At 41.9% G+C, this 12,271-nt stretch carries 11 protein-coding genes, 1 pseudogene and 2 riboswitches; of the genes and pseudogenes, 8 read left to right on the forward strand and 4 right to left on the reverse strand.

The genetic code is table 11. The features are described 5' to 3' along the window. Nucleotides 1-48 precede the first annotated feature (48 nt). Nucleotides 49-669: an RraA family protein gene (locus A6755_RS03040; protein WP_063589747.1), complete on the reverse strand. Its 621-nt coding sequence runs from the start codon at nucleotides 667-669 to the stop codon at nucleotides 49-51. Between the two features lie 201 nt (nucleotides 670-870). Here A6755_RS03040 and A6755_RS25805 point away from each other — a divergent pair. Next, a pseudogene (locus tag A6755_RS25805) lies at nucleotides 871-1,090 on the forward strand (hypothetical protein). A gap of 643 nt (nucleotides 1,091-1,733) precedes the next feature. Here the strand turns inward: A6755_RS25805 and A6755_RS03045 are convergent. After that, nucleotides 1,734-1,913, reverse strand: coding sequence for a hypothetical protein (locus A6755_RS03045; protein WP_034310080.1), 180 nt, complete (start codon nucleotides 1,911-1,913; stop codon nucleotides 1,734-1,736). Nucleotides 1,914-2,031: 118 nt separating this feature from the next. Here A6755_RS03045 and A6755_RS03050 point away from each other — a divergent pair, with 118 nt between their 5' ends. The 7 genes from A6755_RS03050 (at nucleotide 2,032) to A6755_RS03080 (ending at nucleotide 9,088) form a co-directional block, all read left to right on the forward strand. Next, nucleotides 2,032-2,361 (forward strand): DUF948 domain-containing protein, encoded by a 330-nt coding sequence (locus tag A6755_RS03050; RefSeq protein ID WP_063589748.1) that lies wholly within the window; start codon nucleotides 2,032-2,034, stop codon nucleotides 2,359-2,361. 40 nt (nucleotides 2,362-2,401) lie between these two features. Next, nucleotides 2,402-2,500, forward strand: a riboswitch (guanidine-I (ykkC/yxkD leader). A 48-nt stretch (nucleotides 2,501-2,548) separates the two neighbouring features. Then, nucleotides 2,549-2,869 (forward strand): quaternary ammonium compound efflux SMR transporter SugE, encoded by a 321-nt coding sequence (gene sugE / locus A6755_RS03055; RefSeq protein ID WP_063589749.1) that lies wholly within the window; start codon nucleotides 2,549-2,551, stop codon nucleotides 2,867-2,869. A gap of 54 nt (nucleotides 2,870-2,923) precedes the next feature. Next, entirely contained in the window at nucleotides 2,924-3,466 is a 543-nt protein-coding gene (locus tag A6755_RS03060) for a YhcN/YlaJ family sporulation lipoprotein (protein WP_063589750.1), read from the forward strand. Between the two features lie 142 nt (nucleotides 3,467-3,608). Beyond that, nucleotides 3,609-5,120 (forward strand): spore germination protein, encoded by a 1,512-nt coding sequence (locus A6755_RS03065; protein WP_084737362.1) that lies wholly within the window; start codon nucleotides 3,609-3,611, stop codon nucleotides 5,118-5,120. Nucleotides 5,121-5,144: 24 nt separating this feature from the next. After that, nucleotides 5,145-6,245, forward strand: coding sequence for a GerAB/ArcD/ProY family transporter (locus A6755_RS03070; RefSeq protein ID WP_063589751.1), 1,101 nt, complete (start codon nucleotides 5,145-5,147; stop codon nucleotides 6,243-6,245). Further along, complete coding sequence (locus tag A6755_RS03075; protein ID WP_048688163.1) at nucleotides 6,242-7,324, forward strand: Ger(x)C family spore germination protein; 1,083 nt, start codon at nucleotides 6,242-6,244, stop codon at nucleotides 7,322-7,324. The genes A6755_RS03070 and A6755_RS03075 overlap by 4 nt, the downstream gene beginning before the upstream one ends. A gap of 84 nt (nucleotides 7,325-7,408) precedes the next feature. After that, nucleotides 7,409-9,088: a glycoside hydrolase family 13 protein gene (locus tag A6755_RS03080; protein ID WP_063589752.1), complete on the forward strand. Its 1,680-nt coding sequence runs from the start codon at nucleotides 7,409-7,411 to the stop codon at nucleotides 9,086-9,088. Between the two features lie 49 nt (nucleotides 9,089-9,137). On the opposite strand, the gene A6755_RS03085 is transcribed toward A6755_RS03080, so the two are convergent. Together A6755_RS03085 and A6755_RS03090 are read right to left on the reverse strand one after the other, a co-directional pair. Next, the gene (locus tag A6755_RS03085; protein ID WP_034310089.1) at nucleotides 9,138-10,589 is read right to left on the reverse strand and encodes an amino acid permease; all 1,452 of its coding nucleotides are present in this window, start codon (nucleotides 10,587-10,589) and stop codon (nucleotides 9,138-9,140) included. A 96-nt stretch (nucleotides 10,590-10,685) separates the two neighbouring features. After that, a riboswitch (Lysine riboswitch) is annotated at nucleotides 10,686-10,871 on the reverse strand. Nucleotides 10,872-11,128: 257 nt separating this feature from the next. Next, complete coding sequence (locus tag A6755_RS03090; protein ID WP_063589753.1) at nucleotides 11,129-12,091, reverse strand: LacI family DNA-binding transcriptional regulator; 963 nt, start codon at nucleotides 12,089-12,091, stop codon at nucleotides 11,129-11,131. Between the last annotated feature and the right edge of the window lie 180 nt (nucleotides 12,092-12,271).

Genomic DNA, 12,271 nt, shown 5'->3' on the forward strand with positions numbered 1-12,271 from the left:
ATGAAAAACAGGCAGGAAGCCATCGCTTCCTGCCTGTTTTTTTATGTGTCATCCTTTATTGGTCATCATGGCAATATACTTTCTGATTTCATCAGGCTTCCCGGCATATTTTTCAGCACGCTGTTCGTCTTTGGTGATTTTATCCTTTGCTTTGACCAGGATTTCTTCACCCTTATCTTTGGGCACGGCCACGACCCCATCTATGTCCCCTATGATGATGTCCCCTGGATATACGGTGACACCTCCACATGATATGGGCACATTGGTTTCGCCTACACCTGCCTTGCCGCTTGAGGCAACCGTCGTCCCTTTGCTGAATACAGGGAAATTCAATTCTTTAATGGCTTCAAGGTCGCGAATGACCCCATCGACTACGAGGCCGCCTATTTCCATGGTCTGCATCATGCCGACAACAAAGTCTCCTGCTATTGCCCGGTATGTATCACCCTTGCTGTCAACGACAATTATATCCCCAGGCTTGGCTTCACCGATCGCTTTTAACACGGCTGAATTATCACCGACGGGAATCTTTACGGTCAAAGCTCGTCCGGCCAAACGAAATTCTTCCTTTAAGGGTTTAATTGCCGAATCAAGATTGCTTAACCCTTCCATTGCATCTGAAATCGCCGTGGTGGGCAAATTCCTGAACTGTTGAATAAGATTATCCATGACTATGATTCCTCCTTAAGAGTTAATGAATATAGCCTAATTATACACAAATTTCGTAATTTTCTAATAGTTTTCAGCTTGATAAAATGGTAAGTGTTGTTTTGTCTGTTACACCGGTTCATAACCGAACTGCGAATTTTCAAGAAATGAAGGCACCCATTTTTTCATTTTTAATAGGATGTGCATGAAGGAGTGATGAATATGCCGTGGCAACAAAAAATTGCTATTTAATAAGTCAGCCTGTTGGGATTTCATTAACGAATGAACAAGGGACGTCAGGTGTTTTGTGTGGTACTTCAGGTGAAAAGCTTTTTGTGAATATATGTATCAAGCACAATTCTCCTTAAAACAATACGATTTTTATATGATTCAGGATATAAATGCATTTCCACCCTGTCAGAACACACAACCATTAAATTAATGAAAAGACCGATTTAGAGGGGCTTCAGGCTTTTGATAAACTCGATGAAAATCGAATTTGTCTAAAGTTTTTTTACGGTTTGTACAATTTGAACGTTCCCCCTCTGGTAGCCTCCTCTGCGGCTTCTTTTTTCTGGACGCGCATTTCCGCAGGAGTCTCGCACACCCGCTCTAATTGTTTTAACTCTTTGATAGAACCCTTTTGCCTACAGTCTTGATTGGTTGATTAAAACTTAAGGTGATTGCTCAACCCATCCATTGCATCTGAAATCGCCGTGGTGGGCAAATTCCTGAACTGTTTTGTAAACTAATAGTTTTCCGTAGTATGGTAAATGTAGTGTAAATAATATCTGAAGGGGAGGGAAGCCCAGCTGTCACAAGGGGGGGTAAAGGCAAATTCCGTTTTAATCAATCGATTGATTAAACTTTAAAGATCATAGCTATGAAGAGATTGAAATCCTGGATAGGAACAGTCCGAGCAATATTCATGGTCGGGCCTCCATGGCAGTTTGTTCCGTACAGGAACATTCTTCCGAAGCAAGGGTAGAATGCTGGTGCATATCCTCGGTTTTTTTCTGATCTGGATGGGGGTGTCAGCGAAGAAATCCATAACACAGCCAGTGTGCAGGGGATACTTGCAATCTTCAAAGCAGGAGCAGAATCAAGACGGATGTTGCCAATGTAAGCCAAAGGGGGCTGAAAACTTCTGGATGAATGATTAAAAAAATGATTCCTGCAATCGTGGCAGCCTGCTGTATGGTCATATGTCTAATGAAGTGGATTCCAGCTTTAAAACAGGCTTTAAGAAGAGGCATTTGATTCATTTTCATTCCTCCTTTTACTTTCAATAATATGACCAGGCATAAAAGAAAATACATGGGGATTCGTTTTCTGCTCAATTATTACGGGTATAGTAAAGGTAAAATAAAAGGAGGAATCTAGGTGATCATTGTATATATTAGTCTTGCCCTCTTTATCGGATCGATTATTTATTTAGCGTTTTTTGCTTTTAAAACATTTAAGGATTCCAAACCGACAATTGAAAATGTGACTCAAACCGTTACACGCATCCAGGCCAAAACGGACCAGATTAAATCGGAAACGGACCAACTCGCCATGACACAGCAAGAAATCACTGAAGATGTTGAATATAAAAAAGAGGCTGTCCAATATACGGTTGAGGCGGCTAAAGAAATACCTGAACCCTTTAAGCATATTTGGTTTTCAATAAAAGGTGACAAGTGGAAGCTTAGAAACAGAAGCGATGCATAAGTGTTTGACCGATCTGAAATGTACATGATATAGTATGGAAATACTATGTTTCTAGGGTTCCTCGGTTGAATGTTACCGGAATGGTCCAAGAGAAACGCGCAGGAATCTGCGTACACGGAGGGAAAAAAGCCCGGGAGGTTATGAAAGATGACCTCCCGGGCTTTTTCTGTAATTGGAGGGGAAAAAGATGGCTTGGATTCAATTGGTGATTGCAGGAATATTTGAAGTGGTATGGGCGACAAGTCTAAAGTATACCGAGGGTTTTACGAAATTATTACCTTCTATCATAACGATTGCTGGCATGGTTATTAGTTTTTATTTTTTGTCATCGGCGATAAAAACTCTGCCTATGGGAACAGCGTATGCAATCTGGACGGGAATAGGGGCTCTTGGGGCTGTTCTGGTAGGCATCATCGTTTTTAACGAGCCTAAGGATGCGATGCGATTGGTATTCGCCGGTTTTATTTTGGTTGGAATTATCGGCTTGAAGGTCACCTCTTCTGAATAATCTGCCCACTCCTCGCAAATAGTAATGTTAAATGATATTTGAGGAGTGAAGAATATGAACTATAAAGCGATAGTATCAAGTGCAATGATGGCTTTAGTGATTACAGGTTGTGCAACGAATGATAACGAAGACGCCAGTGATAATCTTGGCCTGAATCGTACTCATCAGGATAATTTGGATAATCCGATGAATGTAGGCGACACAAGGCAAAATGTTAATAATGTCAATAATGATAATAATGATAATAATGATAATGGCGTAAACGGTATGAGGGTCTCCGAGGATATCTCAAATCGAGTCGAAGCTTTGAAGGAAGTAAGTAACGCAAATGTCATCGTGACTGAAAATAATGCCTATGTAGGCGCAGTATTAAAAGACGGCGGGGAAAAGGATATCTCGAATGACCTTAAAGAAAGGGTTGCTGATGCAGTAAGGGGAGCAGATCCATCTGTAGACCAAGTTTATGTGTCGGCAAATCCGGACTTTGTTCAAAGAATGGATGGGTATGCGAATGATATCGAGAATGGAAAACCCGTTGAAGGATTTGCTGAAGAGTTCCGTGAACTTGTAACACGGATCTTTCCAAGTCCAAGATAATTGGAAATTAAGAAGTAAAGACTTATCCGGTGGATTCCGGATAGGTCTTTTCCTATTTTAAAGATATCTGTGGAACATGACTAACTTTAAATAGGGTGGTTACAATAATCGAATGAACGAAAAACTTTGTATTGGGGGTGGGATGGTGAGGTTTTTTAAGGGCAAGAGGGAAATGGATTCAGCATCCTTTCAGGTTACTTCCAAGGATTTCCAGGAACTCCTTAAAAAGTTTAAAACATCTGATGATTTTCTTACCTTCCAATTCCCGAATGATGATGGCTATATCATCTCCTACTTCAATTCACTGGTCAGTGTACAACAGCTCCACGAACAAGTATTGGCGGTCATGTCGAATCAACCAAAGAAGGTCCTTAAGCAACTAAAAGGCGATATTCCGATGGAAGATATGAAATTGACGGCTGATTTAAAAGACATTCAAAGATTGGTTTTGGAAGGATCGATCATGATTCAATACAAACAAGACGATGAAATGTGTTTGCTCATTCCGTGTGTTCACAGTGTGAAAAGGCAAATTTCAACACCTGAGTCGGAGTATACGGTCGTTGGATCCAAGGAGGCGTTTGTTGAATCGCTTGATTCGAATTTGAATCTGATCCGTAACCGATTGCCCACTCCTGAATTGCAGTCCAAGGAATTTAGGGTCGGGAGCATCTCGCAAACAAGGATAGCGGTACTCTACATAGATGGGGTGGTAAATCAACAGATCATCAAGACGGTCATACAGAGAATAGAAGATATAGAATATGATACGATCGTCGATATTTCGTTCGTAAGCCAGATGATCACGGATAATCGGAATTCGATGTTCCCGCAATTGATTGATACGGAGCGGCCTGATCATCTGGCCAGTGTATTATCGGAAGGGAAAATAGGGATCATGCTGGATGGATCTCCTCATGCATTGGTTGGTCCCAATACCATCATTTCATTCTTCTCGTCATTTGAAGATTATTTTCAAATTTGGAATCTCGGTACTTCATTCCGTTTGATTCGGCTTTTCGCCGTGCTGTTTTCCGTTTTGTCATCACCTCTGTATGTGGCCGTTTTAACCTATCATTATCAAGTGATCCCAACGGATTTGCTGCCAATCTTAATATCATCCAGGGGAGTGATCCCTTTTCCGCCGATCTTGGAAGCGATCGTGCTGGAAGGGACGATCGAATTGCTGAGGGAAGCGGCGGTCAGGCTGCCTGCCAAAGTTGGCTCTACCATCGGCATTGTTGGCGGTATAGTTATCGGTTCAGCCGCTGTGGAAGCGGGATTTGTCAGTAATGTCTTGTTGATGCTTGTCGCTTTGGCTGCCTTGGCTTCATTTACGGTGCCGATTTACCAAATCAGCAATACGATTCGCCTTATCCGCTTTCCCTTTCTAATTGCTGCCCAGTTATACGGGCTGTTTGGAATAGCTTTATGCAGTGCATTCATTTTAAGTCATTTATTGAAATTGACTTCGCTTGGCAGTCCTTATTTAGACCCGCTTTACCCGTTAAGAATTCATGACTTTAAAGATAGTCTGATTCGCCTCCCTTTTTCAAAGCAGAAAAAACGCCCGCAGTTTCTGCGGACGGAAAATCCACTAAGGATAAGGAAAGAGGCGGAAAAACGAAACACCCGTAATGATATCGATGAATAAGGAAGTAGAAAGCGGTGAGAAGGAATGGAAGTCAAACCAAATGAAACAAAACAAATATCTCCATTTTTTGTTTTTTTCCTCATGCCCGGCATGCAGATTGGAGTAGGGATATTGGGGTTTGAACGGATAATAGCGAAAGAGTCTGGCCAAGACGCATGGATATCGGTCCTGATATCAGGGTTGATCATAAATGTTCTGCTTTGGATGTGTTTCAAGCTTTTGGGCAGGGGCCCCCAAACACTTGATTTGGTTGCCATCCACAAGGATTTGTTTGGTAAATGGGTCGGAAATGCTTTCAATATATTATTCATCCTCTACTTTATCATGATTTCCATCATTCTTATCAGGACTTATTTAGAAGTCATTCAGGTTTGGATGTTCCCAGGTGTCAATGTCCTGATGCTGATAACCATCATTCTAATTCTCGTATATCGCTTTGTGGAGGGCGGTTTCAGGGTCATTACCGGTTTTTGCATAATCGGCCTTATGATTGGATCGCCATTATTCCTTTTGAATTATTTCCCTTTGAAGTACGCCCACTTTGAAAATTTGGGTCCTTTTCTTGATCATTCCTTTTTGGAAATCATGAAGGCCTGTAAGAAGATGACCCTGAATTACCTTGGTTTTGAATTAATCCTCATTTATTATCCTTTCATTAAAAATCGTGAAAAATCTCAAAAGTGGGCCCACTTAGGGGCGTTGTTCACTATGGTGATCTATGTAGTATCCATACTTGTTTCATTAGCCTACTATCATCAAGATCAGCTGAAAGATGTAATTTGGGCAACTTTGACGTTATGGAAAATTGTAGACCTTCCATTCATTGAAAGGTTCGAATACATAGGGATTTCCGTTTGGCTGTTCATGGTGCTGCCGAATGTTTGCCTAGGGGTTTGGGCAGCAAGCAGGACAGCGAAAAGAGTATTCGGATATAGACAAAAAAAGATGTTGGTTCTCATTCTGATCATCATTTTGGTTTCCTGCATTTTTTTGGATAACCGCTATAGGATCGATAAGTTTAACACGATCAGTTCGCAAATTGGTTTTTATATCGTTTATTTGTATCTTCCTCTCTTATTCATATGGCAGTCGATCGTCTATAAATTCAGGGGGCATAAATCATGAAAATCAAACTTCTCTTGATAACATTAGCAAGCTTTTTGATGACGGCGTGCGGCGTGGAAAAGCAAATATTAGAAGATATATTAATTGCTGAAGTCGTTGGTTATGATGATGCCGGAGACAAGAAAATCAAAGGAACGGTCGTTGTCAGCGTTCCTCAGCCTGGGGAGGAAGCAGATCTGGGTAAAGAAGTATATGAAGCGGACTCCCATGATATAAAGGCGGCCCGTCAGCAGGAAAATGCAAAAACACCATACCCGATTGTCGGCGGGAGACTGACAGTCACTCTATATGGTGAAGAATTGGCAAGTAAGGGGTTGAATGATTATGTCGATACATATAGGCGTGACCCAATGGTGGGAAGGGATTTGTATTTAGCGGTCGTTCATGGCAAAGCGGAGGATGTAGTTAAAATGGAGCCGAAGTTGATTAAAACTCCAGGGGTTCAAGTGAAGGAGCTGATCGAACAGAATATAAGGACCAATTTGCCTGATGTAGATCTTCACAGGTATTTATATGCGTGTCATGGTAAAGGGATCGATCCGGTCTTGCCCTTATTGGAAACAACAGGAGACCAAATACGGGTAAGGGGGATCGCCTTGTTTAAAACGGATCGTTATATTGGGAAATATATACCTTATGAAGACGGCTTTTTATATAAGGTCCTTAGTGAAAATTTTAAGCTGGGGAGTTATGAAATTAAATGGAAGGAAAATGACTTTACCGATATCAATAACGTGGAGTCACGTGTCCATTATCATATTTCGAATGCCAATCAAGACCCAAAGGTCAGGATTGAAGTGAAAATGAAAGCGAGTCTGCTAGAGGTCCAAGGCTACGACTTGGGCAAAGCGGTCGACCTGAATAAAATAGAGGCCAGGGCCGAGCAGGTCATTGGCAAAAAATTAAATGAGATGGTAACCATGTTTCAGGAGAACCATATAGATCCGCTTGCACTCGGTGATCATGCTAAAAGTAAAACAAGAAATTTTGATCAAAAACATTGGGAGGAGGCATATCCCGATATTCCAATCGAGGTCGATCTGGATATTGAAATGATTCAAACGGGAATAGCTGAATAAAAGTAGAATATTCTGGAGTTTCCCCCTTTATAATAGGGTATTGGTGTAAGGATTGTGTCAATGCGGTAAAAAAGGGGGAAAAGCATGGACAAAGCATGGTGGAAAGAGGCAGTTGTGTATCAAGTGTATCCAAGGAGTTTTATGGATAGTGATGGCGATGGTATTGGTGATATAAACGGGATTTTGATGAAGCTAGATTATTTACAAGAGCTGGGTGTGAACGTGATATGGCTATCCCCAGTTTATCAATCTCCCAATGATGACAATGGGTACGATATCAGTGATTATAAAGCAATCATGACTGAATTCGGGACCATGGCCGATTTCGATAGGTTGTTGAAGGCCGTTCATGAACGTGGAATGAAGATCATGATGGACCTGGTGGTCAATCATTCTTCAGATGAACATCCATGGTTCGAGGAATCCCGATCCTCAAAAGACAATCCGAAACGTGATTACTATATTTGGAAACCTGGCAGGAATGGGAAAGAGCCAAATAATTGGGAGTCGATTTTTAAAGGTTCAGCATGGGAATATGATGAAGCAACCGATGAATATTATTTACATTTATTCAGCAGGAAACAACCGGATTTAAACTGGGAGAACCCTAAGCTCCGTGAAGAAGTTTACAGTATCATGACTTGGTGGCTGGATAAGGGTGTCGATGGCTTCCGGATGGATGTCATCAACTTCCTTTCAAAAGATCAAAGCTATTCAGATGGAGCCGTTCATCATGAGAAGCAGTATGGTGATGGAAGCCCCTTTTTCCTGAATGGACCGCGCATACACGAGTTTCTGCAGGAAATCAATCAACGGGCACTTTCTGGACATGACGTGATTACGGTTGGGGAAATGCCAGGCGTCACGCCGGAGGAAGCGCAATTGTTTACAGGTAAAGATCGTGGTGAGCTACATATGGTCTTTCAATTCGAACATATGGATTTGGGGAGGGGACCAGAAGGGAAATGGAGTAACGATAAATGGAAGCTAACCGATTTAAAGCGAATCCTCTCTAAGTGGCAGACTGGTTTGGAGGGGGATGGCTGGAACAGTTTATACTGGAACAACCATGATCAGCCCCGGGTTGTCTCAAGGTTTGGTAATGATGGAAAGTATCGTATTGAAAGCGCAAAGATGCTTGCCGCTTGTCTTCATATGCTGCAAGGTACACCTTATATATATCAAGGGGAAGAGCTGGGAATGACCAATGTTGCATTTGAAAGCATCGATGAATACCGGGATATCGAAACATTGAATTCATATGACGAACTCGTCCATTCTCATGGCTGGTCAAAAGAGCGGATGATGTCAGCCATCCACGCCCGCAGCCGGGATAATGCGAGGACACCGATTCAGTGGAATGACTCCCGGAACGCAGGATTCACGAAAGGGACCCCTTGGATTAAGGTTAATCCCAATTTTCCCGAGATTAATGCAGAAAAGGCTTACAATGATCCGAATTCCATTTTTCATTTTTATAAAAAGCTTATCCAACTGCGCAAGGAACATGATATCGTCGTTTATGGCCGTTTTGGACTGCTGTTGCCGGATGATGAACGAATATTTGCCTACACGAGATCGTTTGAGGAAGAAAAGCTGTTGGTGCTGTGCAACTTTAAAGAAGAGCAGGCCTCTTATACTTTGCCTGAAGAGCTGCATGCATATTCTGCCACAAAGATGATCGGCAATTATGATCAGGAGGAAGAAGGAATCTCCAGTAAACCCCTGCAACCATATGAATGCCGTGTTTATCATTTGAAATGAAAAAAGGACCTGTTCTTCTCCGGTTAGGGAAGAACAGGTCCTTTGCGTATTATTTTGATTTAAGGTCACATTCCTCAAGCGGAATGATTTTCGTTTTATGCTTAATTTTATAGCCGAACCATAGGACGAAAAATAGAATCAAGCCAATGTAGGAAACGAACATTGAATTCCAGTCGATCCCATCGCTGCTGAAAGCCTGATAGCCTTGTCCGATGATAATGATAATACAAAGGACAAGTGCGAATATAGGTCCGAATGGGAAGCCTTTTGCCCGGAATGGTAAAGCATTCATATCAAGGCCTTGAGCGGCATAAGCTTTGCGGAACCGATAATGGGCAATCGCAATCCCTACCCAGGTGACGAATCCTGCCATGCCTGAAGCGTTCAATAACCAGATATAAACGACGCCATCCCCGAAAAATGAAGCTAAGAATGCAACGCAGCCAACTAAAGAAGTCACGATAAGTGCATTCACGGGCACTCCTCTTTTATCTAACTTGCCTAGGAATTTCGGTGCTTTCCCATCACGTGCCAAGTCCCATAACATACGGGTTGAAGCGTACATGCCAGAGTTACCGGCAGAGAGTACGGATGATAAAATGATCGCGTTCATGATGGATGCAGCAAATGCAAGGCCGGCCCGTTCAAATACAAGCGTGAATGGACTTACGGCAACATCTTGACTCAATAAACGTGAATCCGTAAACGGAATGATCATTCCAATAACGAAAATTGCAAGGATATAGAACAAGAGGATGCGCCAGAAAACGGATCTGATCGCTTTTGGGATATTTTTTTCTGGATCTTCACTTTCACCAGCAGTCACTCCAAGCAATTCCGTACCTTGGAATGAAAAGCCGGCAGCCATGAATACACCTAGAATCGTGAAGAACCCTCCGTTAAAGGGACCTTCGCCCATTGTGAAATTGGAAAAACCGATTGGGTCATTCCCACCCATGATTCCGAGAATGATCAGAACACCCGTAATCAAGAAAATGACGACTGTCACGACCTTGATCATGGCAAACCAGAATTCTGTTTCCCCGAAACCTTTAACGGACATGTAATTGATAAGAAACATAGTGATTAACGCAATGGCACTCCAGATAAATGAAGGGCTATCCGGGAACCAGAACTTCATAATTAAGACAACGGCTGCCAATTCGGCGGCAATGGTGATTGCCCAGTTATACCAGTAGTTCCAACCAATCGCAAAACCGAAGGACGGATCGACGAATTTGGATGCATAGACACGGAACGAACCGGCCACTGGCATGAACGCTGCCATTTCTGCAAGACTTGTCATTAAGTAATAAACCATGATACCGATGACCGCGTAGGCCACCAAGGCACCGCCGGGACCGGCTGAATGAATGGCACCGCCACTTGCTAAAAATAAACCTGTTCCAATCGTTCCACCTAATGAAATCATCATTAAATGACGCGCTTTCAGGCTCCTTTTCAGTTCAGTAGGGCTTGTTGGTGATTGTGAATTTGACAATTGATGTTACACTCCTTTTTATTGGAAGGGAACGAAAAATAAAAAAACAGCAGTCGAAAAAGATCGACGGCTGTTTATAATAAACCCGTTTATCCTTCCGAAGATAGCTCCCCACGCTTTTTTGAAAAAACGTGACAGTGGTGTTCCTATTCGGTTACACCGCCAGCAAGAATATACATGGAATATACCCTAACTTCGGCAACTTATCCTTTCAAACGGAGTCTTTAATTTTCCAGAATCTCGTCCGTTTTACTTTTATAAGCTGCAGCCTCTAACTCATCGGTAAATGAGGAAGTATTCAATTTTCTAAAATCGTTGGCGTCAGTTTGTAGGTGACGTCTGACGATTTTACTCATGAAATTCATGCAATCGCTAATAGATTGCTAGTAATTGAGTAAACTTTACTATATCAAAATTATAAAATAACTTCTGGGATATCGCAATGATTATTTCACATGGTTATTTTTCCCTAGTTAATGAATGATGGCAGTAAGGGAGAATCAAGTGACGATATACTAAAATATAGCAAATCCTGATAACTAAACGGTTTTCCTTTTTATTAGGGCATAGTCCAGTTTTACATGTTTGACCTCTTCAGGATTCTCAAAGAGATCCACTGCCATTTTCCCGATCCATTCCAGCGGTAAGGAAATGGTCGTGATGTCGAGCATTTCGCCAAGGCTATCATTATTGAAGCCGAGAATGGCCACATCTTCCGGCACCCTTATGCCCGATTTCTTAGCGGTAAGAATGAAGCCCGCCGCCGTGTCATCATTCGTTATGATGATGGCTTCAGGTTTATCCATCATCGAATTCCATTCCTGAAACAATTGTTCACCGTCCTTAATGTGATAACTGCCTTCAAACAGCCATTCTTTATTGTTTATCAGTTGGTGTTTACTCATGATATCGTTAAAGGCCTTTGTACGATGGGAACTGTTTCTGCTCTTTTTACGGCCGAGGCTGTATCCGATTTTCTTATATCCTTTAGCAATCACGTACTCAAGGGCACAGGAGAAAGCTGCATAATGATCAATGCTGATGGATGAGAATTCAGCCTGGGCGGTATCTTCACATAAAATAATCGGTCCGTATTTTTGATAATCCAAGAGGATTTTCATTTCCGAAATCCTTGAACAAACGATAATGCCATCGAGCTGCTTCATTTGCAGCATATTAAAAGCCTGGATCTCTTTCTCCCTGTCATAATTTGTTTGAAAGATGACGATATGACAGCCAATTGCATTTGCCTGTTTTGTGATTCCGTTAACGATTGCCCCGTAATATGGGTGATTGTTGAAGGGGATGATGACGCCGATAAGGTTGGTTTTCCCTTTTGAAAGATGGATGGCGTTGATGTTTCTCGTATAATTCAAACGATTGATCGCTTCTAGGACGCTCTTTCTTTTATCGGGGCTTACATAAGGATGATCATTCAATACACGAGACACTGTTGAGACAGATACACCAGCACATTGAGCTATTTCTTTAATATTTGTCATGATATCACCGTTTTTCTTTTTTTATATTGTACAGTATGAAACCCATTTCAGGGCAAGGGAACAGTGGGGACTGCTGAAGATTTCTACAAATAGGGTCTTGTTATGGTATTGGTTTCATCCTTTAAGATTGGTCTAAGTCTTAGAGGAGGAGGAAATCATGATGTTTCAAACTTTAATCAC

The organism is Peribacillus frigoritolerans, from assembly GCF_001636405.1.
GTDB classification, from domain to species: Bacteria; Bacillota; Bacilli; order Bacillales; family DSM-1321; genus Peribacillus; species Peribacillus frigoritolerans.